We start from the raw sequence: 25,227 nt of genomic DNA, 5'->3' as shown, positions 1-25,227 counted from the left end.
TTCCAACGCCTCGCGAGGGACAATATGGGCGCTCTTCAGGATTGCCACGGCCTGGGAAATCCGCTTCAATACAGGCCATGAAATTGCACCTGATCATCCTTAGCTTTCTGGGAATTTGGGCGCACCCCGCGATGGCAAGTGAGTCTTTCTTGACCTCAACTTTTCAGCCTCTGGACGGGCTGGGATCCGGGCGGATCGTTATTGCCGCCGTGACTTGTCATGACTGGTATGCACACAGCGGACAGGCGACGGAGGTCAGTCTCATTACGGCGGTTAATGTACCGCCCACAAACAACTGCCAGCAGGCAAACCGAGATCTGAATCTGGCCTCGGTGTGTGGAGTGACCTTTTCCACCAGTGATCTGGGTGCGTTCCAGGCTCCGCTGGAGCTGACGATGGATGTAACCCGATTTGCTTTACCTGAGAGGGGTGGTCATGCAAAGGAGGACATCATCCGAGCCAGCCTGGAGTGCCTTCGGCGATGCCTCCCGGAAAAGTTGCGCCAGACTCCCCTGAAGCTCAAGGCAGGGGATGAGCAAAAGAGCTGGGTTGAAAAGATCATCACTGAATTCAATTCCCATGACCGTAGCCAGGCTTTCTATACACCACCGCCGTGAACCCTGACGGGCTGATTGATACCTAGCAGTAATTTAAAAACCTGAGGCCGTTCGAACACGATGAGCCAGATTTTCCCCAGATTTTTAGCCACGCCGCGTCTGCTCCTGCGTCGGTTGCGACGTGATGATGGGGACGCGCTTTGCGGCTACCGGTCGCTGCCGGAGGTGGCGCGGTATCAGGGGTGGGAATCGTATGGGCCGGAGGATGCACGGCGTCTCATTGAGGACCAAAAGGACGCGGAGCCGGGGATCCCGGGGACCTGGTTTCAGGTGGCGGTGGTCGAGCGCGCGACGAACGTCGTGATCGGCGATTGCGGGCTGCACTGCCTGGCGGACGAACCGCAGCAAATGGAGTTTGGGGTCACCCTGGCGCCGAGTCATCAGGGCCTGGGTTATGCGGCGGAGGCACTGGAGTGCCTCATTCATTTTGCGTTTGCCACCCTGGGCATGCATCGGGTTTTAGCGATCACGGGCGATCAAAATCAGGCTGCGGCCTCCCTATTCAGGCGGCTCGGGTTCCGGCAGGAGGCCCACCACATCGAGCACCGTTGGTACAAAGGGCATTGGGAGAGCGAGTTTGTCTTTGCGCTGCTGAGACGGGAGTGGGAGTTGCGTTCGCAGAGGAATCTTGAAGCAGGAGCAGAGGCTTAGGATCGGTTTGTCCGGAAGTAAAGGGGGCGGATCAGCGACTCGTGTCGACGCCGGATAGCCCGTCTTCTTGGATGGTGATCGGGCCATGGGTGGTCGCTTTTGACCGGTCGAGGCTCGCGAATAGACGGGTAATTCTGCGAGTGAGCCCAAAGTGATGGCGATGTCTGGTGGCGCAGAACAAACCCGTCCTACCGTCTGGCATCGTGATCGGCTGGCGAACCATATCTGCCTGACATTTCGTTTGCCCCCTGGCGCGGAGGCTGGAATGTCAGCGCCTCATGATTGGCGACTTTCTCGATCTCATCCTGCATGTGGACAAGCACCTGCTCACGTTTGCGCAGAACTATGGCACGCTCATTTACGTGCTGCTGTTTGCCATTGTGTTTTGTGAGACGGGGCTGGTGGTGACGCCGTTTTTGCCGGGGGATTCGCTGCTGTTCGCGGTGGGGGCGCTTTCGGTGCAGGGGTTTGTGCGGCTGGAATACATCATCCCGCTGCTGATTGCGGCGGCGATCATCGGGGACAACCTGAACTACTGGATCGGCCGCAAGGCGGGGTCCTGGATGGTGACGCAGAAGTGGTTCAAACGAGAGTACCTTTCCAAGACGGAGTCGTTCTTTGTGAAACATGGCGGCAAGGCCATCATCCTGGCGCGTTTTGTGCCCATCGTGCGGACGTTTGCCCCCTTCACGGCGGGCTTTGGCCAGATGCATTACACACGCTTCCTGGGATACAGCCTGGGCGGCGGATTCATCTGGGTGATCAGCTTCACCCTAGCGGGTTATTTCCTGGGCAGCATCCCTTTCATCAAGAACAACCTGAAACTGGTGTTCGTCCTGATCATCTTCGTCTCTGTGCTGCCGATCGTGATCGAGGTGATCAAGCACAAGCTGGCGGCGAAGAAGCAGCCTCATGATTGATGCGCCGGTGGGGGCCAAGCCTCGGGGCAGCAGGGTCAGCAAAGTTGAACCTGACAGATATGCTGACACGGGTTTCTCCGTGAGGGACACCTCGCCTGAAATCAATGCGATAATGTTCCAGCGCGTCATGGCGCTGACGAACGAGGAACGTTTGTTGATGGGCCTTTCCATGCTGGAGACTTCCCGGGCGATCGTCTGGGGCAGCCTGCCTGCGGATCTGGACATGCCAACGCGACGAAAGGTTTTTTACCAGCGTTTTTACGGGCAGGAACTGCCTGAAGAAGTGGCGCGGTGGTAGCCGTGAATGGGCTGTTTACTCCCGCTCCACGCGCACGGATTCCACCTCGATGACCTTGACGTCAGCGGGCGGATTTTCACGATGTGCTTGATCCTGGAGGGGAGATGAGCGATAAGTGGTGCCTGTCAGCTTACGACGCACCGCAAAATACAGTGCCGCGCACGCCGACAATCCTAGGCCAACCACTGCGACAGCAAGGCCGACAAACACAAACAATGCAATGATCCCGAGGGCGACAGCCGCCATAAAGATCAAGGTCAGCACGGCCCGAAAGCCGCGCACACCTTGGAGCTGGAAATGAAAGCCTCGGGGATTCATGCGATTATACAAAGTAACACCTCAATTAAATAACGCAGAGTTTTCCGCTCTGGACGCGTGTCATCCACAAACAGGGATGACTCTTCATGCGGAATCTGTGTAGCATCCTTTTATGGAATCGAAAATTCTTAAACTGCTCGGACAGGCCGATTATACGCCTTCGAATGTTCCCGAGCTGATCAGCCATCTCCGGCTCAAGCCCGCTCAACAGCAAGAACTGCAGGAGGTCCTGGCCGACCTGGTGAAAAAAGGCCTCATCGTACGCACCAAGGGCAACCGTTACATCGGCTCCAGCGAGGCAGATTTGATCCCTGGCGTCATCCAGATCACCCGTGGCGGACGCGGTTTTGTACAACCGGATGAAGCTGGCATCGGCGAGCTGAGCATCTCTGAAAGCAATACCTCCACCGCCCTGCATGGGGACCGGGTGCTGGTGCGGCGGGACGTGAAACCCATCGGCCTGCGCAAAGGCGTGCCGGAGACGAATGCGGGCTCCGTGGTGCGGGTCCTGGAGCGCAAGCGCACCCAGTTCGTGGGCACCTTGCAGGTCAGCAAAAAATTCCTCTACGTGATCCCGGATGATCCGCGCATCCCGCATAACATCTATGTGCCGGAGCCACGCGATGTGGGTCGCCCGGCCAATCCAGGGGACAAGGTGGTGGTGGAAATCACCGCCTGGGAAAACCGTCAGACTCCGCCGGAAGGCGAGGTCATCGAGGTGCTGGGCGAGCCGAATGCCGAAGGGGTGGACATGCTGTCCGTGCTGCGTCATTACGCCCTGCCCCTGCATTTCCCCAAAGAAGTGCTGGCGGAGGCGACGACCATCGCCAAATCCCGCCCGGACAACCAGCCCTCCGAAGAGGAATGCACCGGACGTGTGGACTGCCGCAGCCACAATGTCATCACCATTGACCCGGATGATGCGCGTGACTTTGATGATGCCATCTGCATCGTCCCGGCGCCGGGTGACAAATGGAAGGTGTGGGTGCACATCGCGGATGTGTCCCATTATGTCCGTCCTGGCAGCCCGCTGGATGTGGAGGCGAAGAAGCGCGGCAACTCCACCTACCTGGTGGACCGGGTCATCCCGATGCTGCCGGAGGCGCTGAGCAATGAGCTGTGCTCGCTGAAGCCCGATGTGGACCGGTTAACCAAATGTTCGGAATTTCTGCTGTCCAAAACAGGCGAGGTCATCTCGACCAAGTTTTACTCCGCCGTCATCCGTTCCAAGAAACGTTTCACTTACAAACAGGCGTTTGAGGTCATCCAACGCCGGCCGGTGGGAGAGATCGAATCCATGCTGCATGATGCGCATGACATGGCGCAGAGGATCCGCAAGGCCCGCTTTGACAACGGCTCCCTGGACCTGGATTTCCCGGAGAACAAAATCCGCCTGGATCCGCAGGGAAAGGTGCTGCGCATCGAGCGCATCGAAAATGACGAGTCCCACCAGCTCATCGAAGAATACATGCTGCTGGCCAATGAAGCCGTGGCCGCAGACCTGATGAAGCGCAACCGCCCGGCGGTGTACCGCATCCATGAGGCGCCGAAGGACAAGAAGCTGCAGGACTATCGTGAAGATGTGCTCAGCCACCGCATCCCCTGCGGTGACCTTTCCCACCGGCCTGAAGTGCAAAAGCTGCTGGCCAAGCTGGGCACGCTGCCCATCGGCCAGGCGCTCAAAATTGGCTTTCTGCGATCGCTGATGCGGGCACGCTATGCGGTGGAGCCACTCGGCCATTATGGCCTGGCGAAAACGAAGTACACCCATTTCACCTCCCCCATCCGGCGGTATGCGGACCTGGTCGTGCATCGCGTGCTGTTTGATAAAGTGGAAGCTCCCATCCCGGTGCTGAAACAGATCGCCGAGCACATCACGGAGACGGAAAAAAACTCCGCCGATGCCGAACGCGACAGCAAGGAGGTCAAGCTCTATGCCTACCTGGAAGCGCAATTGGAATCCGGTGATCCCGTCCGTTATGCGGCGCTGGTCACGGACACGCGCAACTTCGGTTTCTTCGTGGATGTGCCGGATCTTGGCCTCAGTGGCGTGGTGCCGCTGTCCTCCATCAAGGATGATTTTTTCATCCTGGAGCCGACGCGCAACCACCTCATCGGCCGCCACACCCGCCGGGTGATCAAGCTGGGCGACCGGGTGACGGTGCAGATTTATAAACTGGACCGCTTTAAAAAGCAGGTGGACTTTCAACTGGCCGTCGAGAAGGGGGAATCCGTGCGCCCATCGCGGGACCGTGACGACGATTTCCGCCGTGAGCGGCCCCGCCAGGAAAGAGCCCGCATGGACGAGCCGCGTCGTGAACGCCCCTCCTCCAGAGGCGCTGGCCGACGTGGTGCGGAGCAGGATGTACCGCCGATGCCGGAGCATCGCCAAGAAACACCCCGCCGTAGCATACCCTCCACAAAAACGGCGCCCAAACGCGGTGACAGATCTCAGGATGCCGCCCCCCAGCGGGAGGAGAAACCACGGGGTTCACGCAAGGCCGAACCTCGTCAGGAAAAGTCCCGCGATGAGCGGCCGAAGCGTGGAAAAGCAGGGTCCCGAAAGGAAGAAAAACCCGCTGCCGAGGCACCCGAGGCCGCGAAAAAATGGTACCACCGTCTCGGCTTCGGCAAGAAGAAGCCTGCCGCTGCGGCAGCGCCCAAAAAGAAGAAGTCTTAGCCACCTCATCAGGCGCTGAGGGGCGGGGATTTGGCATCTCCTACCCTCCGCCCGCGCCCACCATGGCCGCATCCGGTGCGCACATCCGTGCCGGATCCAGCGCCTCATTCAGCTCCTCTTCCGTGATGCCCAGTTCTGCCAGCCGCTGCAGGCAAAGCTGCCTCACGGGGGTGCCTGTCCGTGCGCTTTCTTTGGCGATCACGCTGGCCTTGTCATAACCAATTTTTGAATTCAGCCCTGTCACCAGCGCCAGGCTTTGCTCGATCATCTCGTTGCATCGCTGCGTCCGCGCCTCAATGCCCTGGATGCAACGCTCCTGGAAAAGACGCCCCGCATTCGCCATCAGCGTGATGCTTTCCAGCAAGGCCGCAGCCAGCGCTGGCATCATGACATTGAGTTCAAAGTTGCCGCTCGCCGCGCACCACGTCACGGTTGCATCATTGCCAAAGACGCGAGCGCAGACCTGCATCAGGCTTTCGCACATGACCGGGTTCACCTTCCCCGGCATGATGCTGCTGCCCGGCTGCGTGGCAGGCAGGCTGATCTCCCCAATCGCGCACTGCGGCCCTGAGCCTAACCAGCGGATGTCATTGGCGATTTTGAAGAGGCTCGTCGCGATGACCTTGAGCTGGCCGCTCACCTCCACCAGGGCATCCTTGGCAGCCTGGGCCTCGAAGTGGTCCCCCGCCTCGCGGAAAGGCAGCCCCGTTTTATCCGTGAGCAAGGCGATGGCCCGGATGGCAAACTCCGGATGACAATTCAACCCGGTGCCGACAGCGGTCCCGCCTAGCGGCAGCTCCGCAAGGGTCTTCAGCGCCTTGTGTACCCGGTCCACCCCATGCTCCATCTGCCGGGCATAACCTTTAAATTCCTGGCCCAGCCGTACGGGAGTGGCATCCATCAGATGAGTGCGTCCGATTTTGAGCACCTCCCAAAATTCCTCAGCCTTCTGCGCCAGGCCTAACTGGAGGTTTTTCAAAACAGGCAGCAGACCATTTTGCAGCTCCTGCGCCACGGCCAGATGAATGGCGGTGGGAAAGGTGTCATTGGAGGACTGCCCCATGTTCACGTGGTCATTCGGGTGCACAGGGTCCTTGGAACCGATAGCTCTGCCCGCGATCTGACAGGCACGGTTGGCGATGACCTCATTCACATTCATATTGGTGCTCGTGCCTGAGCCCGTCTGATAGATGTCCACAACGAAGTGGTCATCTAGCTTTCCTGCGGCCACCTCGAGGGCTGCTTCTTCGATGAGTGCAGCCTTGTCTTCTGCCAGCAGACCCAGGTCCTGGTGCACCCGTGCCGCCGCCCATTTGATTAGTCCATACGCATGGATGATGGGATAAGGCACCGGCTGCCCACTGACAGGAAAGTTTAAGACGGCACGCTGGGTGGAGGCTCCATAGAGGGCCTCCGCAGGCACGGGCATCTCACCCAGGCTGTCTTTTTCGATACGGGTGTTCATGGACTTAGAGTTACAGAGTTGGGGGAAAACGGAAGCTTAAAAAGATCATCTCTCCGCTCACGTACAGTCTTCACCACGTATGTTTCCCGTCCTTTCTTCCCTCGCACGCTATCTGCTTCTGCCAGTTTTTGCCACACTGATGACCTTCGTGCCATCGGCCTCTGCTGCCGATCTCGATGCCGCCCCCAAAGACAGCTTCACCATTGCCGTCATCCCAGACACCCAGTGGTATATCGGCAAAGGGACCAAAAAGACACCCGATAGTACAGACCCTGTCGTCACCAATGCGGTGTTCGAAAATCACGTGAACTGGATCACCGCCAACATCCAAAAGCAGAACATCGTCTTCGTCTCCCATGTCGGGGACATTGTGGACCGCAGCAATCCCCAGGAATGGGAGGTCGCCCGCCGCTGCATGGACCGGTTGCACGGGGTCATCCCCTACAGCGTCACGGTGGGTAATCATGACATGAAAGGCAGTGGTGATTCATCCCTCTTTCAGAAATACTTCGGTGCCGAACGCTTCCGTGACTTCGCTTGGTATGGCGGTCCCTTTGAGCCAGCCCGGCCCACACCTGAATTCTCCGGCAACAATGCCAACAGCCATCAGCTTTTCAGCGCCGGCGGCATGGACTTCATCCACATCAGCCTCGAGTGCAATGCGCCGGATGATGTACTGGCCTGGGCGGATGCGTTGCTGACTCAGTATGCCACCCGCCGTGCCATCATCACCACGCACATGGACCTGGGCGTGCTGGAGCATCCCAAGACCGAAGAAGGCTTCGTTAAAGATCCCAAGGGCCGTATGAACTGGACGAAAAACCATGGCAGCCGTGGCAACACAGCTCAGCAGATGTGGGAAAAACTTTATCGCAAGCATGCGAACCTGGGCTTCATCTTCTGCGGTGATCAGAGCCGCTGCACCGCCCTCAAGCTGGATACTGTGGGCGACCACGGCAATACGGTTCACGCCTTTCTTTCAGATTATACCTCCTCCGGCCCCATGCGACTTTATCGCTTCCTGCCCGCTGAAGACCGCGTCCAGGTGATTACCTACGATACGACGCTCCATGAACTCACCGAAAGTACTCTTCATGTGAAAGAACGGGCTGAGCATCAATTCAGCGCCCCTTACCCAATGAAGCCTTGAGGATGCATTCGGCACGATAAGACGATCTTGCTAGTAGTTGGGCGAGGGCGTGCGACTATGCTATCGTGACTCAAGCTGACCGTGCCCTCCTTCTAAAGCTCTCGCAGACCTTATCGCATTCGAAGAAGGCCATCATGAACGACTGGATCCAGGCCGTGCATGAAGACCATAGCATCCAGGCATCTGAATACATTTCCAGATCCGGCCTGGAAGACCATCTTCCCCAGCTTCTGGATTCCGTGGCAGAGCTTCTCCGCTGTGAAAGCGGAGACAATACAGAGGTCATTACTGAAGATGCCCGCAAGCATGGCAGCTACCGCTGGGAGCAAGGTTATAAGCTGGAAGAAGTTGTCCGGGAGCTCACCCTCTTCCGCACGGTGATGATCCGTCATATCTTCCACATTGAAGAGCAGCATGGCCCGCTCTCGCCCGAGGTACGGCTGCTGATGACAGAGCGTATTCATGAGTTGCTCGATGAACTGGGCTGGAGCTCTACCCAGCAGTTCATCCATGAACAGCAGCGGAATCTGGTTCACGCCAGCGCCTCCAGAGCCCGCCTGCTTCACAATATGTCGCATGAGCTGCGCAACCTGCTGAACGGCCTCAGCCTGGCTGCCGAATTAATCGACGATGAGCCTTCTGAGCCCGTTCAAGAAATGCAGGTGACGCTCTCCCGCAGCGTCAGCCACATGAGGGAATTGCTGGATGATCTTCTGGATCTTTCCGCCCTGGTCAATGGCCAGCAGGTGGTGCGGCCAGCGGCTTTCAGGCCCGCCGGATTGCTCAGGCATGTGCAGGCTGTTTATCGACCCATGGCCGAGGCCAAAGGTCTCACTTTTCATGCTGAGTGCGCCCCTGAACTAGAGACCGTCCATGGGGATGAAAGGAAGATCGAGCAGGTGGTGATCAATCTCCTTTCCAATGCCATCAAATACACCGCCAAAGGTGAAATCAGGCTCTCCTTTCATCCTATCGAGGAGGACCGCTGGAGCCTGTCTGTCTCAGACACCGGTTCAGGCATTTCCAAAGAAGATCAAAAGGAGATCTTTTCAGAGTTCTACCGTGCCAAAAGCACCTCACAAGCCCGTGGAGTCGGTCTGGGGCTGGCCATTTCTTGCCGTCTGGTTGAGCTTCTGCGCGGAGAGCTCCGAGTTGTATCCACCTTGGGCGAAGGCAGCCGTTTTGAGGTGCTTCTACCCCTGAAATTCATTGAGGCACCGCCTGCGGTCCGGCCTTCGTCATTGGATATCGAGGAAACTTCGCAAGAATAGAAAAGTCCCCTTCACTTCTCGATCACAAAGCTCCGCTGTCCCACCAGAACCGGGATCACTGAGACCTCCCGCTCTTTGATCAGAGATCCCAGATTGCTCTCGTCAATCGCCGCCAGAAAAGCATCCAGTTCCTCCACATCGTAAGACATCGCTTGTAACTGCACACGCCCATCCGGCAGATTCTTCACCGAACCCGTTACCTCGTAACCCGAGGCAATCTGTTTGGTGGAATATCGGAAGCCGACCCCTTGTACACGGCCAGTATAGAGCACTTGTTTAGCGATCATTGAGCGCCTTTGGATACAGAGTCCAGCGTCGAGCGCAAGCCCTGAGCGAACTCGGCCGTGGCTGCATCCACCAGCAGCACCCCCTGCCCGTTGCGGTTGCGCAGCAGCAGGATGTACCGCCCGCCTGCTTCTAGGCTTACCACATCAGCACTATCCGTTTTCGCCTCCACATCATAGCGCTGGAGCAGGCAGTTGCGCATGGCTTTGAAAAACGCCGTCGCGTGCTCAGGCGTCAGCCATTGTGTCTGCCAGGCCGCATGATCACGTGGCTGATCAGGTGCCGCATAGGCTAACAAACGATCCGACTGCCACCCGCGCGCCGCCTGCCCCGCTTCCTCATCACTGTTGTAAGTGCGCAGCGCATTGAAGATGGCAAACCGGCCCAGGCTGTCGTCCCAGTAGGGTTCACTCTCACCCACCTTCACATTCGGAAACTCCGGGCGGCTGGGTGGCAGTGCCGTATTGTCTAGATAACGCTCCGCCTCGATGATCTCTGCACAGTCCCGAGGTGGACGCGAATAGGCCGCATTCAGCTGGGCAAAGTTCCCCGCGCTGTGCAGCGTCTGCGCAAATTCAAAACCTGGGCGGAAGGGAAACATCGCCAGCTCACGCAGGAACGCGGGTGCCTGCACCTCGTTCAGCGGATGGTCTGGGTCCTCCGCAGGCAGGTCACTCTTCGGGGCGGCGTCAGGATTTTGCAGGCTGTATAAAAATCGTGTCAGTCCCGCATCCCCCGCCAGCAGGGATTCCCGCGCCAGTCTTTCATCCGTGGTCAGCGGACTGGTACGTTCTTCAGGAAAAAGTGTGCTGCCGTATTCCCGCAAGAGTTGCCCAAAAGTGATCGCCAGGGGCCGGTCCGGCGCAGGTTTTCCGGGTTCAGGATTATCCTCCATGATCAGCAGCGTACCACTCTCTTGGTTATACCATCCACCGAGCTGCCGTGCCCACAGTGCAGCCCGCACGGGAAGCGGGTCCACCGGTTTATCGATCCACCCCAGTGCCGTCAGTGCCAGGGCAAAGCGTGGCCCCTCATCCTCCGGCTGCTGCTTGCGCATCCAGGTCAGGATGGCTGCCTCCACCTCCGCCAGGGTCGCCCCCACCGTCGGTGTTGGCAGGGCTTGGATCTGGCGAAATTTCATCAGCTCGATCCCCATGCCCACGAAGTCAGGCGGATCATCTTCTGTATCCGTGGCCGTGGCTGGGTCCATCTTCGGGATACCCTTCATGCCCAGCGTGCCCAGCTTCTGGATCAGTAGTGCATTCTCCTCCTGCAGCGCATTCACCTGCCCCTGGAGGTACTCCACCTGGCCTTCCAGCAAAGTAATCTGTGCGGGCAGGTCTTCCTGTTCCGTCAGGGGCAGCCCATTCACGACTGGCTGAATATCTACCTTACCTGCCTCGATAGTGGACTGGGCCGGTTGATTTGAAACAAATAGTCCCACTACTGCCCCTATCACGACAAGGACGAGCAAAAGGATAGCGGGGGGGACTTTCGGCATGCTTTCACGATAACCCTCTGCCCAGGTCTGTCACCCCTGGGTTTGTCACTTCCATCATTCTGATCTCAATAAATCTCCGGCTCCGGCACACCTTCCGGATGATGCTGCAGGAAGTCAAAATCCGCGCCTTCATTCGCTTGGGTGACATGATCCACAAACAGCTTCGCATACCCGCGATGATAACGCGGAGCCGCCGGTTTCCACTCGGCCTTACGCTTCGCCAGCTCCTCATCACTCACGTGCAGGTGCAACTTCCGGTTAGGCACATCCAGCTCGATGAGATCGCCATTTTTCACCAGCGCCAGTGGACCGCCCACTGCGCTCTCTGGGGCGATGTGCAGGGCGCAGGCCCCATAGCTCGTCCCGCTCATGCGGCAGTCGGACAGGCGCACCATGTCGCGGATGCCCTGCATGATCAGCTTCTTCGGGATCGGTAGCTGCCCCCATTCCGGCATCCCCGGTGCACCCACTGGCCCCGCATTGCGCAGGATCAAAACGGTGTCTTTGGTCACATCCAGGTCCATATTGTCAATCTGGGCCTTCATGTCCGGATAGCTGTCAAAGACCAGCGCAGGACCCGTGTGCTGGCACAGTTCCGGTGTCGCCGCCGCATGTTTGATCACCGCACCGTCCGGGCAAAGATTGCCACGCAGGATCGCAGTGCCGCCATCCGGCTGGATCGGGTCCGCCGGGGTGCGGATCACGTCTGGCTGGTAGATCTCGCAGCCCTCCACATTCTCACCCAGCGTCTTGCCAGTGATGGTCAGCTCTTCCGTATGCAGCAGCTCGCGCATGCCATTCAGCAGCGCCCGCAGACCGCCTGCCACAAAGAACTCGTCCATCAGGTACTTGCCCGCAGGACGCATGTTCGCCAGCAGCGGGATGCGTCGGCTGATCTCGTCAAACTTTTCCAAAGGCAGCTTGATGCCCAGACGGCCCGCCATCGCCACCAGGTGGACGATCGCATTCGTGCTGCCTCCCAGCGCCATGTCCACCGCGATCGCATTTTCAAATGAGCGCTCCGTGACAATCTTCGAAGGCCGCAGGTCATTCCACGCATTCTCCACGATCTGCCGCCCCGCCACTGCCGCCAGCCGCACATGCGCCGCATCCACTGCCGGAACTGACGAGGCTCCTGGAATCACCAGCCCCAGTGTTTCCGCCAGCGCCGTCATCGTGGAGGCCGTGCCCATCGTCATGCAGTGACCCGGGCTGCGGGCGATGCCGTCCTCGATCTCGCACCACTGTTCCCAGCTCAGATTTCCCGCGCGTTTCTCATCCCAATATTTCCACACATCGCTACCGGACCCCAGCGTCTCGCCCCGCCAGTTGCCTTTGATCATCGGCCCGCACGGCATGTAGATCACCGGGATGTCCATGCTAAAAGCACCCATCAGCAAGCCCGGAGTGGACTTGTCACAGCCGCCCAGCAGCACCGCACCATCCAGCGGATTGCCACGCAGCACCTCCTCCGCCTCCATCGCCAGCAGGTTGCGGTGAAACATCGCCGTCGGTTTCGTCAGCATCTCCCCTGCGGACAGCACGGGGATTTCCATCGGATGCCCGCCTGCCTGTAAAATGCCCCGCCGCACCGCATCCGCCGTCAGCTTCAGGTGCATGTGGCAGGAGTTCTGTTCCGACCAAGTATTGAGGATGCCGATCACCGGCTTGCCCACATAATCCTCCGCTCCCCAGCCCGATTGCTTTGCCCGTGAGCGATGCCCAAAGGAACGGAGTTCATCGCGGCCATACCAGCGCCAGGAGCGCAGTTCTTCAGGAGTCTTACGGGTACAGTATTCATCACTCTCCGAGTGATGCGATTGCGAAGGGGTGCTCATATGGAAAAAGAAGAAACGAAAGACTAAACCCTCGATCATGCCCAGCCCAAAAAAAATTGCCAGGATTCAGAGCGCCTGAGCCCACTTTCTTTTTCTGTTTTTCATTTTGACCAGATAAGGGCATATTGGAGTATGGAAATCACCCTTCCCCCAGGACTAGACCAGTTTGTCCAACACTTGGTTCAGGCCGGACGCTATGCGGATGAAGGCGATGTCGTCAGAACGGCTCTGCGTGTGCTAGAGCGTCAGGAATTCGACGAGTCTCCAGCGTTGGAGTCCGCCTTGCTTGAAGGCGTCCGCTCCCCACATCGGCCTTACGGCCCCGCAGTACTTGATTCCATCCGTCAGTCTGCACAGGTGTTGTCATGAGCCTGCCTGTTGTCATTGCTCAGCGAGCGGAACAGGACATGTCACTTCAATACGAGTGGTATGCCAAACATGCTGACCTCGAAGTCGCAGAGCGGTATTTAAAGAGTGTGGACAGGACAATTCACCGTTTAGCAGAGCAACCAGACTTGGGTTTAATAAGACATTTTAAATCCAGCGAGTTGCAAGGCATCCGCAGCAGCCAGGTCCATGGGTCCTTTGACCGCCACCTTATTTTTTATAGGGTGACAGATGTCTTGAGCATTGAGCGGATCATTCATGGAGCACGAGACTTGCCTAGAAGGTTGATTGAAGAACCGGGGGCTGTTTAAGAGCTCTGTGTTCATAACTTGAAGTTATGTCAGGACTTAAAACAGGCTTTCCTTCATGGAATCCATGAAGCAACGCTGCAAGAGATCGGTCTGTTCTCCCCGTTTCACATCTCCCGCACCCACCATGAAACGTCTCCTTCTCTTCCTCGCCTCCCTCACCATCCTTCACACCGGCTTCGCCCAGGACAAAGACGCGGACGGCTTCACCCCGCTCTTCAATGGCCAGGACCTCAGCGGCTGGGACGGCGACCCCAAACTTTGGAAGGCGGAAGACGGCCTCATCACCGGCATCTGCACGGGACCGGACAGTCCGGTGAACAATACCTTTCTCATCTGGCGTGGCGGTCAGGTGAAAGACTTCGAACTGCGCGCCACCGTCCGCGTCATCGGCGATAACAACTCGGGCATCCAGTATCGCAGCCGTCCGCTCCCCGAGGCCGGTCCCTGGGGCATCACCGGGTATCAAATCGACATTCATCCCGCCATTGAACACACCGGCATGACCTATGAGGAAAAAGGTCGCGGCATCTTCGGCCTCAACGGCAAAAATGTCGTCATGAGTCCCGACGGTGTCCGCTGGCTCGTCGCCGAGCACGATCCCATCAAAGCGGATGTCTCCAAGTGGAACGAGTACACCATCATCGCCCGTGGCAACCACCTCATCCACCAGATCAACGGACAGACCACTTCCGAATTTACCGACCACAACGAAAAAGCCCGCAGCCTGGAAGGCCTCCTCGCCATCCAGCTTCATCGGGGTAATGCCAACACCGTCCAGATCAAGGACCTGCGCATCAAAACCCTCAGCCCAACCCCTACCCTCGTCTTTGATCAGGCCAGCATACCTGCCGGAGCCCAAAAGATCGACCGCCCCGGCACCAAAAACCCACAAGGCACCGGCCCCGCTGCCCCCGCAAAGAAGTAAGGCCGCAGGTAAAGACGCAGTCCTGCGCCTCAAACTTTATTCCCCACTTACCCCAACTCGGGGTCGCACCTCCTTGCACTGGCATGGCGTCTCGCAGACGTTACCGGCCTGGCCATGCGCTTCACTTTCCATCGTTTCCAGCCCATGGGGATATGCATTTCCCCATGGGGATGTTTGGGGAACAATGGGGATTTCATGGGGAATCATTTTCCCATCACAATACGTTCATTTACAATGCATTAGCTCCCGTCATCCCCAGATGGGGAAAATTTGAAAATCATCCCCATTCCCCAATTTCGCCCAACATCCGCCAACAACAACCCAGCTTCGATCCTTTCAAATCGTAAATCCTAAGGCATAAATCATAAACCCGCCTTCTGGCGGCGTATCCTTTTTGCCCCCCAAACTCTGGCCTTGCCCATGCTTCACCGGATGCCCCCTTCCGTTCGTCTTTTCATCCTCACGTCTTTCGCGGCGTCGCTCCAGGCGGCCCCCGAATGGAAATCTGTACAGCCGGTGCTCGCCGAATCCTGCTACGACTGCCACAACGGCAAAAAGACCAAAGGGGGAGTGGATCTGGAGCGACTGGAAACGGACCCCTCCGTGGAAAAGGAATACGCCCTCTGGGAAAAGGTGAAGGACGTCATCGCCAAAGGTGAAATGCCACCTGAAGACGAAACCCAGCTTTCCGCCGACGAAAAAAAGAACCTCCTCACATGGGCCACCGCCTCCATGGATGCCGTGGCCACCGCCAATGCGGGCGATCCCGGAGCCGTCACCCTCCGCCGCCTGACCAATGCCGAATATGACTACACCATCCGTGATCTCACGGGGGTGAACTACGGCCTCGCTAAAGAGTTCCAGCCGGATGGCGGCGGCGGCGAAGGTTTCGCCAACACCGGTGACACGCTTTTTGTTAATCCGGCCCAGCTCGACAAATACCTCTCTGCCGCCCGCAAGCTGGCGGACCACGCCACCATCCTGCCCGGCACCGGTGTCACCTTTCATCCACAACGCGTCGGCATGCGCGGCAATGCCCAAGTCAAAGGCCAGGCCCAGCAGGCTCTTTATGTGTGGTACCAGAAAATGTCCGGCCCGCATCTGCCCACCTATGACCGGGAACTGCGGGAAGCTGATTACATGCTGGCCTGCTGGAAATGGAAGCACAAGGATCTCACTGGAGCCGCTTCCCTCGAGCAGCTCGCCAAAGACGCGAATCTCTCCATCGCCTTCCTGACCAACTGGTGGACCATGCTCAATGACACCAAGACCCAGTCCCGTTTCCTGGACCTGACCAAAGTGCCTTGGCGCAATCTGCCACCGCCGGATTCCGCAAAACCCAAAGAAGTTCCCGCCCCAGTCCTGGCCAGCCTACAGGCCATCCAAAAACAACGTCATTCCTGGAACAACCCAGAAAACCCAGACAAGCCCGGCACCGGAGTGCAGCGCCGCCAGCAGGACGCCGACGGTCTCCGCACCTATGGCGGCAACCGCGTGGTGACCCTGGGCAAAAGTGAATTCCATGTCGTCGTCGGTGATATTGGCGATGGCAATGGCGGTGACTATGTCAACTTCACAGGCCTCACCGTCCGGCTCAAAAACGGAAAAAATCACGAATACGCACCTTTCATGCGCCAGCGCCGGGACGCGGATAAAAAGCTGATCAAAGAAATCGAATCGGGTAAACCTGCGCCCAAAGACATCACCGCAGACCTGCTGAAGAAGCGCATCGCCGAGTCTGAAAAAGCCCTGTCTTATTTTGGCAAGGATCCTTTGGGCAAAAACCGGATCGGTGAAAACATCCTTGCCGCCAAAGCTCCCGTCATCATCACCCTGCCCCTGCCTGAGGACTCCAAGGAAGTCTTTGGCTCCGGTCGCCTGGACATGCAAACACCCGAAGTGGACTTGGCCACCGTGCAATGGACCCTGGCCGTGGACACACCGCCAAATCCCAAAGACATCATCCCGGGGGTCCTCACCGTCTGGAAACGCAACACTGATGCCCATCGCAGAACCATGTCAGATTTCAGCCGCATGAAGGCCGTCTTCCCAGACATGCTCGAGCGTCGTCTGGAAGAGGTGGCACGCAACCTCTACAGTGAAAAACCCGGCCCTGGTGTCTATTATTTCAGCGATGAGCAACTCAAACCCATCATCCCGGAAACCGAAAAGAAACGCCTGGAACAGATGCGCCTCGACTGGAGTTTCCTCGTCCGCGACGGTCTCAAAAAAGAGCAGCAGATCCAGTATGACGACCTCATGCGCCAGCACCTGCACCGCTTCGCCAGCCAGGCCTGGCGCCGCCCCACCACCCATGCTGAGCGCACTCAGCTTTCGAAACTTTATCAGGCTGGCCTAACCAAGGATTTGGATCGTGAATCCGCCGCCCGCGAAGTCGTCACCCTCATCCTCGTCTCGCCTAACTTTCTGTATAAAACCGAGATCGGCACCGAAAATACAGCGGCCACCCCTCCCCGCTCTGTAGTCCCGGCTTCAGCCGGTTCAGGAAAAGCCGCAGCCCAAACCGCAAACCTTGCCCCTAAAACCTCCACCCCCGCAAAAACCCACGGCAGCGCTGAAATCCCTCCCCGCTCTGTAGTCCCGGCTTCAGCCGGTTCAGAAAAGGCCTCAGCCCAAACCCCGGCTGAAGCCAATACTCCAAAACCCTCCACCACGGAAGTCACCCTCAATGCCTGGGAACTCGCTTCCCGCCTCAGCTACTTCCTCTGGTCCTCCCAACCCGACTGGCAACTGCGCAAAGCAGCCACCGATGGCACCCTTTTGAAGCCTGAAGTCCTCACCGCCCAGGTGAAGCGCATGCTCAAGGACCCGAAAGCCGAGGCCATGGCCAAGGAATTCGCCGGCCAGTGGCTGGAGTTCAAGGGCTTCGACAAACACGCTGCCGTGGATGACAAAAAATTCCCGGAATTCACCCCCGAACTGCGCCGCGATCTCGACCGTGAAACCACCCTCTTTTTCACCAGCCTGATCCGTGAAGACCGCCCTGTGCAAGAGATCATCGGCGCGGATTACACCTTCCTCAATGAACGCCTGGCCAAGCACTACGGAGTGCCGGATGTGAAGGGTGAGGAGTTTCGCAAAGTCAATGTGAAGAACCACCATCGCGGAGGTTTGTTAGGCCAGGGCAGCATGCTCACCAAGACCTCCCGCAGTCACCGCACCAGCCCCGTGCTTCGGGGCAACTGGCTGCTTCAGGCGGTGCTTGGCACCCCCGTCCCGCCGCCGCCCGCCGACGTGCCCGAACTTAAGGAACACGGCCCCAAACCCGCCACCGTCCGCGAGATGCTGGAGCAGCACCGCGCCTCCAAATCCTGCTCCGGCTGCCATGACCGCATTGACCCCCTCGGCTTTGCCCTGGAAGGCTTCGACGCCATTGGCCGCTTCCGTGAAAAGGACGATGCCGGCCTGCCCCTGGATACCTCCGGCCAGGTCAAAGGCGGTGCCAAGTTTGTCGGTTTCGAAGGTCTGCGCGACTACCTGAAAACTCAGGAAGACCAGCTCACCCACCACTTTTCCCGCAAGCTCATCGGCTTCGCCCTCGGCCGTCAGCTCCTGCCCACCGACAAGCTCCTGATGCAAAAGATCAAGACCGATCTGGCCGACAATGACGGCCACTTTTCCGCCGCTGTACTCGCCGTTGTCCAAAGCCGCCAGTTCACCAGCAAACGCCTCTGAAGAACGTACTCCAGAGCTTTAGCTCGCCCCAACTCCGCTTCAACATTCGGCGTCAAATGACCTAACAATATCTTCGCGAGTTAAAGCTGCGGTGTACTTTACTCCATCACTTCTCCACACAAGCCACGGCCATCGCCGCGATGCCTTCTTCGCGGCCGACAAAACCCATGCGCTCGTTGGTGGTCGCCTTAATGCCGACCTCGTCTGGCTTGATGCCCAGTGCCTCCGCTATCTTCTCCTTCATCGCCGCCGCATGCTTCATCACCTTGGGAGCTTCCGCGATGAGGGTGGAGTCCACATTGGTGATCGCATAGCCTTTCTCAATGGCCAGGGCGGCGCACTTTTCCAGGATGCGCAGGCTACAGATGCCTTCGATGCTGGCATCCGTGGGCGGGAAGTAGAAACCGATGTCCGGCAGGCCCATCGAGCCGAGGATAGCATCGGCAATGGCATGGCAGAGCACATCGGCATCCGAATGGCCTTTCAAGCCACGGGTATGGGGGATCTCAATACCGCCCAGGATCAGGGGGCGGCCTTCTTCAAAGGGGTGCACATCATAGCCAATGCCAACGCGGTTCATGCACCTGCCTTAGGCCGGGTTTTCCAAGTGGCAAGGGAGAATGGCAGATCAGCCTGGCTTGCCACCCAACGTACGCATTTGGGTGCGGTATTCACGGGGCGTGCTGCCGACCACTTCGCGGAAGCGGCGGTTGAAGTTGGCCAAGTTCCGGTATCCGCAGTCCAGGGCAATGTCCGTGATGTTGTTCTGGTCTTCGGCGATCATCCGGCAGGCACGGCCAATGCGGACTTCGTTGATGTATTCAGGCACCGTCTTGCCGGTACGGGAGCGGAAGAAGCGGCTGAAGGCCCCCTCGCTCAGGTGGGCCAGCTTGGCGAGCTGCGCCCGGTCGATATCCTCCGTGAGGTGCTGGTGGATGTAGTCGCAGACGCGCTCCATGCGGCCTTGGTCCGTGGCATGGAGTGTTGGCTCATAAGCAGCGCTGGCCAGGGGCTTGAGGTCCTTGGCACGAGACATGACGTCCAGCACCGCCAACAAGTCCACGACACGGGTCAGCCCATCACTCTCCGCAAGATGGCGCAGGCGCAGCGAAACTTCTTTGCGGACTGCCCCCTTGATTTCCAGCCCCCGGCTGGCCCGGCGCAGCAGACGGCGGACAGACTCCAGCTCCGGCAGGGCCATCATATCCTTGCCGAGAAAGTTTTCCTCAAAGCGAATGATGATAGCATCCACGATGCCCGCACCCTCCTCCTGATGCCAGACGTGGGGCAGATTGGACCCCACCAGCACCAAGTCTCCGTCGCTGATGGGCGCGATGTTATCCCCCACGACCCGGTGGCCCCGACTGCGGATGGCCAGGGTGATCTGGAATTCCGGGTGAAAATGCCAGCGTGTACCGTAGTCGGGTCCATGCACGAGTTCACAGTGAAAGGACTCCCAGTCCCTGCGCGGGACTTTCTCAAAGACAGGCTTCATATCCTGAAGTCTATACGGATTCCCTTGATTGCCAAATACGCGGTTGTGCTCAAGACTGGGCTTTTGGTGCTGTGCGTATCCTCCCACCTACTGGTTGCAGCGGAGGCGGTCGTGGCTTTAATTTGTATTTCCCATGCCACCTGAACACGAGGCCCTCCTTATCCTGACACGCCAGCAATTTCCTGCACTGAGGGATGTGGCTTGCGAGGTGGAGCCCATCGTCAAAGGCGGCTCAGATCGGCATTTCTATCGATTTACCTGGGCCGGGAATGTTCATCCGACGATGATCCTCATGGTCTATACGATGGCCAGGCGGGATAATCCAAAGTTTGTCCCTGCAACCCGCCGCCTTGCAGCCCTCGGCGTCAATGTTCCGGCCATCTATGCCTTCGATGAACAGCGTCTCTGCGTCTGGCTGGAGGATCTGGGAAGGGACGACCTGCATGCGCATCGCGAGGATCCCTGGGAAATCCGGCGCGCCTACTATGAATCCACCCTGGTGGAAGCGGCGAAACTTCACTCCATTAAATCTGCAAGTCTGAGTGCGGCGGATCTCAGCAGCATGGAGCCTGAGTTCAATGAAGGTCTCTACGAATGGGAGCAGAATTACTTCATCGAACACTTTGTTCGGGGCGTGCTCCGCCGTGATGCGGATGCCCCAGCCCATGCGCCTGCACGCACCGTGCTCATGGAACTCCGCCAGCGGCTCGCCCGCCTCCCCCGCTGCCTCGTGCACCGTGATTTTCAAAGTCAAAATGTGCTCTTGAGAGATGGCCAAGCCTGGCTGGTGGATTATCAGGGCCTGCGTCCCGGACTGGCGGAATACGATCTGGCCTCCCTTCTTTTTGACCCGTATGTGACCCTGAGCCGAAGTGAACGGGGTGAGCTGCTGCAATACTATGCGAACCTTCGCAACCTGCCTCTGCCTGAGCTGCGTACTGTCGTTTATCAATGTGCCGCGCAGCGCCTGATGCAGGCCCTGGGAGCCTACGGCAACCTCAGTCGCAACCAAGGGAAGGCGTCCTTTGAACAACACATCCCTGCCGGTGTACGCAACCTCACCGCTGTGTGTGATGAGGCCCCTGAGCTGGCACCCCTGCGCAGCCTCTTCCTTTAATGCACGCCTTTCTGCCTGCTGTTGATTGTGCCCCCTTCCTGGCGGCTGAACTGGAGCGCTCAGGTGCCAAGGCCCAGGCAGATGAGGCCACCGGTTTTGTCTTTGCGGATACCCTCCCGGCGCTGCCTTACCTTGCCTTTGCCCGTCAGTCTCTGCCGGAGAGCACCGAAGTCAAAGATGCATCCATCAACGGCTGGGCGGATCAGATCATCACGCGCATCGCCGGGGTGCTGCCAGATGCCCAGCCCTGGCGGCTCCACCTTTGGACCGCGTATGGCGAAGGCCGCGCAGGGCTACACCGCTGCTCGCTCATCCGTGCTGCCTTGAATGAGCGGTTGAAGAAACGTCGCCGTGCATTGCTGCGTTCCCTGGAAGATGGAACGGCCCCTTTCACTCAGGAAACTTCCTTGGTGCAGGCGGTGCTGACAGGCCCAGATGCAGGATACATCTCCGTCAGTTCAGCCCCGCAAACTCTGGCCCTGCGGGCCATCCTTTCACCCTTCATTGGCGGTAACATCCCCCATGCCGAGGACAAGGCCGCCCCCAGCCGCGCTTTTGCCAAGGTCATCGAGGCGGAGTTGCGGCTTGGCCAGCAAATCGAGCGTGGCCAGACCTGCGTGGACCTGGGTGCCTCCCCCGGAAGTTGGAGCTATGTGGCCATCCAACGCGGAGCCAGGGTCACTGCCATTGACCGCAGCCCTTTGCGTGATGACCTCATGCGCAATCCCCGCCTCGATTTCATCCAGGCGGATGCCTTCAAGTTCCGGCCTGAGCAACCCGTGGATTGGCTCATCTGCGACATCATCGCCGCCCCACAACGCAGCATTGATCTGCTACTGGAGTGGCTGCGCGAACGCCAGATGCGTCGTTTCATCGTGACGCTCAAATTCAAAGGTACCGATGAATACGCCCTGATGGATCAGCTTAAAGAACTGGCCCCGCCTCTTTGCCAGGACTTCCGCCTCAATCGCCTCTGCGCGAACAAGAACGAAGTGACTGCCTTTGGGATCGCTGCCGGAATTTGATAGAGTTGCCTCCTCAGGCATTCCGCAGAATCTCCAGCGGCGGATGGTTCGTCACGCCGCGGCTGAGGGCGAGGCCACCCAGGATGGAAAGGGCGGTGGTGCTGAGGAAGGTGACCATGATGACCGTCACATCCAGCGAGGGTGACGTGTCGAAAACGTACACGGCCAGGGCGGAACTCGCGGCTGCGGCCAGCAGCGTCCCGGTCAGGGCGGCGAGGATACCGAGCGCGGCGAACTCGAGGATGAGGATGGCCTGCACCTGCCGGGCCGAGGCCCCCAGCGTGCGCAGCAGCACGCTTTCCCGCAGGCGGACATCGCGCCCGTTGAGCAGCGTGCCGGTGACGATGGGCAGCGCGGCGATGAGCGTCAGGCCGCCCAGGAGGGTGACGACCTGGGAGATCTTCGAAAGGATGTCGCGCACGGTTTCCAAAATCTGCGCCAGGTCGATGGAAGACACGTTGGCGAAGTCGCGGGTGAGATCGTGCTGCAGCCGCCCCACCGCCGCCGCATCCGGGGTGCGGGTGGTCACCACGTGAAAGCCTGGTGCGCCCTCCAGAGCGCCGGGTCGGAAAACCATGAAGAAGTTCAGGTTAAACCGGCTCCAGTCCACCTGGCGCAGGCTGGTGACACGGGCCTCCAGGGTGACGCCCTGAACATCCAGAGTCAAGGTGTCGCCAACGGTGAGATGCATGTCCGCGGCGATCTTTTCTTCCAGCGAGACCGGGATGGGCCCCTGGGGATCCGGCACGGTCTCATGCCACTCGCCGGCGATCAAGGTTTCGCTGGCATTCAGCCGGGCCCGGTAGCTGGAGCGGAATTCACGGTTGGCGATCCAGCGGGGCACGCCTTCCGCCTTGGCGATGGGCACGCCGCGCAGGGCCTGGATGCGCATGGTGACCATGGGGGCAGTTTCCAAAACCGGCAGGCCCTGGCCTTTCACCAGCGCCATCACGCCCTCCACTTGATCGGGCTGCACATCGATGAGGTAGAGATTCGGATTTTCCTTGGTCTGGGTGATGTGCAGGCGCTGCTGCAAAAGATCCCCGGCCAGCAGGATGGTGAGCAGCAGAAAAGTACCGAGCCCCAATGAAAGCAGAAACAGCAGGGTCTGGTTGCCAGGACGATGCAGGTTGGAAATGCCCTGCCGCAAAAGGTAAGGCCAGCCAGGCCGGACGATGCGCCGCGTGACGGCCATGAGTCCACGAGCCACCCCAAGGACCAGGGCGAAGGCCGCAGCCAGCCCGCCGACCAGAATGCACGCCCGTTTCCAGTCAGCATCGTTGGTTAGGGCCAGCAGCAGGAGCAGCGCGGTGAGCAGCAGGTACACGGGCACCGTACGGAGCACGCTGCCAGGCAGCAGGCCGCCGCTGCGCAGGGTGATGGCCGGGGAGATGCGGTGAATTTTCAGGATGGGGATGAGCGCAAATCCGCAGCACACCGCAAAGCCCGCCAGCGTGGTGCGGAAGACGACGGCCCACTCCGGCGCGGGTGTGACGGCAATGGGCAGGCTGTCACGAAACAGGCTCAGCAGGCCCGTTTGCAAACCGATGCCAATGCCCGCGCCCAAGATGGCGCCAAGCAGGCCCAGGGCTGCGCTCTGGGCGATGTAAACCGCCGCCGCGAGCTGGCGCGGCGCACCGAGACAGCGCAGGATGGCGATGGTGGCCACGCGACGGTTGATGTGGGACTGCACGGCCCCCGCCACCCCCAGCGCACCGAGCGCGAGGGAAGCCAGCGCCAAAATGCCGAGATAGCGCTGAAACAAAGCCAGCGCATCGCCCAGGCTTTCCTGCCGGTCCTCCGGGGTCTCCAGCCGCCAGGAGGCTGTGGGGAAATCGCGGCGCACGCTCTCCTTTAGCTCGGCCGAAGGCGGCCCCTGCGGGATCTCCAAATGGAGCAGATGCGTGACCATGCTGTTAGCCCCGATGAGCCCGCTCTGCTGCACATCGGCCAGCCGCACGTAAGCCTCCGGAGCGAGGGCGCTGAAACGGCTGGCACGCGGCGCGCTGCTGTGCAGGGCGCCGAGGATTTTTAACCGCAGGCGGCCGAGCTCGATTTCATCGCCCGGCTTCACCTGGAACTGCTCCAAAAGGGACTCGTCTAACAAAATGCCTGTTTCGCCGGACCGGCGCTGCCAGGCCTCCGCGGGCACCGTTTTCACCTGCCCATAGTACGGATAGTCCCCGTCCAAAGCGCGCACGTGCACCAGCCGGGTCCCGCCATTGGGAAAGGTCATCATCGAGGGGAAAGCCACCTCGCGGGTGACACGTGTCGAACGTTTTGTTAGGCCGTTGGTCTCGTCGGGCGAGAGCGGCTGGGAGGAAGACACCTGGAGATCGGAGCCGAGCAGTTCCTTGGCCTGCGCCCGGATGCCGCTTTCCACACTGGCCTTCAGCGAGTGAATGGCGACCAGCGAGGCGATGCCGGAGACGATGGCGAGGGAAAAGATGAGCAGGCGCAGGCGCTGCGTGCGGCTGTCACGCCAGGCCATTTTCCAGGTCCAGGGATGCAGCAGGGCGGGCACCAGACCGGCGGGCAGCGGGCGGGGATCAGACGGCATTTTCTTCCTCCGCGATGATCGTCCCACCGGCCATTTTGATCACACGCCGGGCCTTGGCGGCCAGGCTGGGATCGTGAGTCACCAGCACCAGGGCCGTGCCCGCCTCCCGGTTCAGCCGGAACAGCATGTCCACGATCGGCAGGCTGGTGGCCGCATCCAGGTTGCCCGTGGGTTCATCGGCAAAGAGGATTTTCGGGCGATGAATGAAGGCCCGCGCCAGGGCCACGCGCTGCTGCTCGCCACCTGAAAGCTGGGCAGGATAATGATCCAGGCGGTCGCCCAGGCCCACCTCGCGCAGAAGCGCCTCGGCCACCTTTTGCTGGCCTCGTTCACCGCGCAGCTCCAGCGGGACCAGGACATTCTCCACCGCCGTCAGGGTCGGGATGAGCTGGAAGTTTTGGAAAACGAAACCCACCAATTGGTTACGCAGCGCCGCCCGCGCATCCTGGGACAGGTTTTCAAAAGCGTGACCGTCCAGTTTCATCGAGCCGGACGTGGCATCGTCCAGGCCCGCACACAGGCCTAACAACGTGGTCTTGCCACTGCCGGAGGGGCCCGTGATCGCCAGCGTATCGCCCGCCTCCAGCGTCAGGTGGATGTCGCGCAGCACCGTCAGGTCATGGCGCGGGGTGCGGTGCACCTTGGTCAGCCCCTGGATCTCCAGGATGGCCCGTTTGACAGCCGGAGGGGAAGATTCTAGTCTGGCAGATGACATGG

Annotated in this window: 22 protein-coding genes; 13 read left to right on the top strand and 9 right to left on the bottom strand. The window is 59.3% G+C overall.

Annotated elements, in window-relative coordinates:
• Nucleotides 1-149: 149 nt before the first annotated feature.
• The 4 genes from EI77_RS10070 (at nt 150) to EI77_RS10055 (ending at nt 2,486) form a co-directional block, all read left to right on the top strand.
• Complete coding sequence (locus tag EI77_RS10070) at nt 150-617, top strand: hypothetical protein (RefSeq protein WP_133795140.1); 468 nt, start codon at nt 150-152, stop codon at nt 615-617.
• A gap of 60 nt (nt 618-677) precedes the next feature.
• On the top strand, nt 678-1,268 hold the full coding sequence (locus EI77_RS10065) for a GNAT family N-acetyltransferase (RefSeq protein WP_133795139.1): 591 nt from the start codon (nt 678-680) through the stop codon (nt 1,266-1,268).
• Nucleotides 1,269-1,546: 278 nt separating this feature from the next.
• Complete coding sequence (locus EI77_RS10060; RefSeq protein ID WP_133795138.1) at nt 1,547-2,188, top strand: DedA family protein; 642 nt, start codon at nt 1,547-1,549, stop codon at nt 2,186-2,188.
• Nucleotides 2,189-2,300: 112 nt separating this feature from the next.
• Complete coding sequence (locus tag EI77_RS10055) at nt 2,301-2,486, top strand: hypothetical protein (protein WP_208300327.1); 186 nt, start codon at nt 2,301-2,303, stop codon at nt 2,484-2,486.
• Between the two features lie 15 nt (nt 2,487-2,501).
• On the opposite strand, the gene EI77_RS10050 is transcribed toward EI77_RS10055, so the two are convergent.
• Complete coding sequence (locus EI77_RS10050; RefSeq protein ID WP_133795137.1) at nt 2,502-2,804, bottom strand: hypothetical protein; 303 nt, start codon at nt 2,802-2,804, stop codon at nt 2,502-2,504.
• Nucleotides 2,805-2,916: 112 nt separating this feature from the next.
• Between EI77_RS10050 and rnr the strand changes: the two genes are divergently transcribed.
• Entirely contained in the window at nt 2,917-5,484 is a 2,568-nt protein-coding gene (gene rnr / locus EI77_RS10045) for a ribonuclease R (RefSeq protein ID WP_133795136.1), read from the top strand.
• 40 nt (nt 5,485-5,524) lie between these two features.
• On the opposite strand, the gene EI77_RS10040 is transcribed toward rnr, so the two are convergent.
• The gene (locus EI77_RS10040; protein ID WP_133795135.1) at nt 5,525-6,949 is read right to left on the bottom strand and encodes a class II fumarate hydratase; all 1,425 of its coding nucleotides are present in this window, start codon (nt 6,947-6,949) and stop codon (nt 5,525-5,527) included.
• A gap of 79 nt (nt 6,950-7,028) precedes the next feature.
• Here EI77_RS10040 and EI77_RS10035 point away from each other — a divergent pair, with 79 nt between their 5' ends.
• Nucleotides 7,029-8,099, top strand: coding sequence for a metallophosphoesterase (locus EI77_RS10035; RefSeq protein WP_208300326.1), 1,071 nt, complete (start codon nt 7,029-7,031; stop codon nt 8,097-8,099).
• Nucleotides 8,100-8,233: 134 nt separating this feature from the next.
• Nucleotides 8,234-9,370, top strand: coding sequence for a sensor histidine kinase (locus EI77_RS10030; RefSeq protein WP_133795134.1), 1,137 nt, complete (start codon nt 8,234-8,236; stop codon nt 9,368-9,370).
• A gap of 11 nt (nt 9,371-9,381) precedes the next feature.
• Here EI77_RS10030 and EI77_RS10025 read toward each other — a convergent pair whose 3' ends face one another.
• From EI77_RS10025 to araD, 3 genes are all read right to left on the bottom strand, one after another.
• Complete coding sequence (locus EI77_RS10025) at nt 9,382-9,657, bottom strand: acylphosphatase (RefSeq protein WP_133795133.1); 276 nt, start codon at nt 9,655-9,657, stop codon at nt 9,382-9,384.
• Complete coding sequence (locus EI77_RS10020) at nt 9,654-11,156, bottom strand: hypothetical protein (protein WP_133795132.1); 1,503 nt, start codon at nt 11,154-11,156, stop codon at nt 9,654-9,656. The genes EI77_RS10025 and EI77_RS10020 overlap by 4 nt, the downstream gene beginning before the upstream one ends.
• A gap of 65 nt (nt 11,157-11,221) precedes the next feature.
• A complete protein-coding gene (araD, locus tag EI77_RS10015) occupies nt 11,222-12,994 on the bottom strand; it encodes an L-arabinonate dehydratase (RefSeq protein ID WP_133795131.1) in 1,773 nt (590 codons plus the stop codon).
• A 132-nt stretch (nt 12,995-13,126) separates the two neighbouring features.
• Between araD and EI77_RS10010 the strand changes: the two genes are divergently transcribed.
• The 4 genes from EI77_RS10010 (at nt 13,127) to EI77_RS09995 (ending at nt 18,313) form a co-directional block, all read left to right on the top strand.
• Nucleotides 13,127-13,363, top strand: coding sequence for a type II toxin-antitoxin system ParD family antitoxin (locus EI77_RS10010; RefSeq protein ID WP_133795130.1), 237 nt, complete (start codon nt 13,127-13,129; stop codon nt 13,361-13,363).
• The gene (locus tag EI77_RS10005; RefSeq protein WP_133795129.1) at nt 13,360-13,692 is read left to right on the top strand and encodes a type II toxin-antitoxin system RelE/ParE family toxin; all 333 of its coding nucleotides are present in this window, start codon (nt 13,360-13,362) and stop codon (nt 13,690-13,692) included. Before EI77_RS10010 ends, EI77_RS10005 begins: the two co-directional genes overlap by 4 nt.
• Before the next feature lie 124 nt (nt 13,693-13,816).
• Nucleotides 13,817-14,617: a 3-keto-disaccharide hydrolase gene (locus tag EI77_RS10000; RefSeq protein WP_166647166.1), complete on the top strand. Its 801-nt coding sequence runs from the start codon at nt 13,817-13,819 to the stop codon at nt 14,615-14,617.
• Nucleotides 14,618-15,049: 432 nt separating this feature from the next.
• On the top strand, nt 15,050-18,313 hold the full coding sequence (locus EI77_RS09995; protein ID WP_166647165.1) for a DUF1592 domain-containing protein: 3,264 nt from the start codon (nt 15,050-15,052) through the stop codon (nt 18,311-18,313).
• Between the two features lie 106 nt (nt 18,314-18,419).
• Here EI77_RS09995 and ispF read toward each other — a convergent pair whose 3' ends face one another.
• Together ispF and EI77_RS09985 are read right to left on the bottom strand one after the other, a co-directional pair.
• Entirely contained in the window at nt 18,420-18,893 is a 474-nt protein-coding gene (ispF, locus tag EI77_RS09990) for a 2-C-methyl-D-erythritol 2,4-cyclodiphosphate synthase (protein ID WP_133795126.1), read from the bottom strand.
• A 48-nt stretch (nt 18,894-18,941) separates the two neighbouring features.
• The gene (locus EI77_RS09985; protein ID WP_133795125.1) at nt 18,942-19,808 is read right to left on the bottom strand and encodes an AraC family transcriptional regulator; all 867 of its coding nucleotides are present in this window, start codon (nt 19,806-19,808) and stop codon (nt 18,942-18,944) included.
• A 133-nt stretch (nt 19,809-19,941) separates the two neighbouring features.
• Between EI77_RS09985 and EI77_RS09980 the strand changes: the two genes are divergently transcribed.
• Both EI77_RS09980 and EI77_RS09975 read left to right on the top strand, forming a co-directional pair.
• A complete protein-coding gene (locus EI77_RS09980) occupies nt 19,942-20,925 on the top strand; it encodes an aminoglycoside phosphotransferase family protein (protein ID WP_133795124.1) in 984 nt (327 codons plus the stop codon).
• Nucleotides 20,925-21,950, top strand: a complete 1,026-nt coding sequence (locus EI77_RS09975) for an SAM-dependent methyltransferase (protein WP_133795123.1) — start codon at nt 20,925-20,927, stop codon at nt 21,948-21,950. The genes EI77_RS09980 and EI77_RS09975 overlap by 1 nt, the downstream gene beginning before the upstream one ends.
• 13 nt (nt 21,951-21,963) lie before the next feature.
• Here the strand turns inward: EI77_RS09975 and EI77_RS09970 are convergent, their stop codons facing one another.
• Together EI77_RS09970 and EI77_RS09965 are read right to left on the bottom strand one after the other, a co-directional pair.
• Entirely contained in the window at nt 21,964-24,510 is a 2,547-nt protein-coding gene (locus tag EI77_RS09970; RefSeq protein ID WP_133795122.1) for an ABC transporter permease, read from the bottom strand.
• The gene (locus EI77_RS09965) at nt 24,500-25,225 is read right to left on the bottom strand and encodes an ABC transporter ATP-binding protein (protein ID WP_133795121.1); all 726 of its coding nucleotides are present in this window, start codon (nt 25,223-25,225) and stop codon (nt 24,500-24,502) included. Before EI77_RS09965 ends, EI77_RS09970 begins: the two co-directional genes overlap by 11 nt.
• Nucleotides 25,226-25,227: the final 2 nt, after the last annotated feature.

The organism is Prosthecobacter fusiformis (assembly GCF_004364345.1).
GTDB lineage: Bacteria > Verrucomicrobiota > Verrucomicrobiia > Verrucomicrobiales > Verrucomicrobiaceae > Prosthecobacter > Prosthecobacter fusiformis.
Note: the sequence above shows the minus strand (reverse complement) of the source record. Positions and strands in the feature narration are given on the sequence as shown.

What these genes read in the sequence shown, in the direction of transcription:
- EI77_RS10035 (WP_208300326.1), top strand. Translation starts at nt 7,029, where the DNA reads ATGTTTCCCGTCCTTTCTTCCCTCGCACGCTATCTGCTTCTGCCAGTT.
- EI77_RS09975 (WP_133795123.1), top strand. Translation starts at nt 20,925, where the DNA reads ATGCACGCCTTTCTGCCTGCTGTTGATTGTGCCCCCTTCCTGGCGGCT.
- EI77_RS10020 (WP_133795132.1), bottom strand. Translation starts at nt 11,156, where the DNA reads ATGCCGAAAGTCCCCCCCGCTATCCTTTTGCTCGTCCTTGTCGTGATA.
- EI77_RS10055 (WP_208300327.1), top strand. Translation starts at nt 2,301, where the DNA reads ATGTTCCAGCGCGTCATGGCGCTGACGAACGAGGAACGTTTGTTGATG.
- EI77_RS10065 (WP_133795139.1), top strand. Translation starts at nt 678, where the DNA reads ATGAGCCAGATTTTCCCCAGATTTTTAGCCACGCCGCGTCTGCTCCTG.
- ispF (WP_133795126.1), bottom strand. Translation starts at nt 18,893, where the DNA reads ATGAACCGCGTTGGCATTGGCTATGATGTGCACCCCTTTGAAGAAGGC.
- EI77_RS09985 (WP_133795125.1), bottom strand. Translation starts at nt 19,808, where the DNA reads ATGAAGCCTGTCTTTGAGAAAGTCCCGCGCAGGGACTGGGAGTCCTTT.
- EI77_RS10010 (WP_133795130.1), top strand. Translation starts at nt 13,127, where the DNA reads ATGGAAATCACCCTTCCCCCAGGACTAGACCAGTTTGTCCAACACTTG.
- EI77_RS10025 (WP_133795133.1), bottom strand. Translation starts at nt 9,657, where the DNA reads ATGATCGCTAAACAAGTGCTCTATACTGGCCGTGTACAAGGGGTCGGC.
- EI77_RS10050 (WP_133795137.1), bottom strand. Translation starts at nt 2,804, where the DNA reads ATGAATCCCCGAGGCTTTCATTTCCAGCTCCAAGGTGTGCGCGGCTTT.
- EI77_RS09995 (WP_166647165.1), top strand. Translation starts at nt 15,050, where the DNA reads ATGCCCCCTTCCGTTCGTCTTTTCATCCTCACGTCTTTCGCGGCGTCG.
- EI77_RS09980 (WP_133795124.1), top strand. Translation starts at nt 19,942, where the DNA reads ATGCCACCTGAACACGAGGCCCTCCTTATCCTGACACGCCAGCAATTT.
- EI77_RS10030 (WP_133795134.1), top strand. Translation starts at nt 8,234, where the DNA reads ATGAACGACTGGATCCAGGCCGTGCATGAAGACCATAGCATCCAGGCA.
- EI77_RS10000 (WP_166647166.1), top strand. Translation starts at nt 13,817, where the DNA reads ATGAAACGTCTCCTTCTCTTCCTCGCCTCCCTCACCATCCTTCACACC.
- EI77_RS09965 (WP_133795121.1), bottom strand. Translation starts at nt 25,225, where the DNA reads ATGTCATCTGCCAGACTAGAATCTTCCCCTCCGGCTGTCAAACGGGCC.
- EI77_RS10005 (WP_133795129.1), top strand. Translation starts at nt 13,360, where the DNA reads ATGAGCCTGCCTGTTGTCATTGCTCAGCGAGCGGAACAGGACATGTCA.
- EI77_RS10060 (WP_133795138.1), top strand. Translation starts at nt 1,547, where the DNA reads ATGATTGGCGACTTTCTCGATCTCATCCTGCATGTGGACAAGCACCTG.
- EI77_RS10040 (WP_133795135.1), bottom strand. Translation starts at nt 6,949, where the DNA reads ATGAACACCCGTATCGAAAAAGACAGCCTGGGTGAGATGCCCGTGCCT.
- araD (WP_133795131.1), bottom strand. Translation starts at nt 12,994, where the DNA reads ATGAGCACCCCTTCGCAATCGCATCACTCGGAGAGTGATGAATACTGT.
- EI77_RS09970 (WP_133795122.1), bottom strand. Translation starts at nt 24,510, where the DNA reads ATGCCGTCTGATCCCCGCCCGCTGCCCGCCGGTCTGGTGCCCGCCCTG.
- rnr (WP_133795136.1), top strand. Translation starts at nt 2,917, where the DNA reads ATGGAATCGAAAATTCTTAAACTGCTCGGACAGGCCGATTATACGCCT.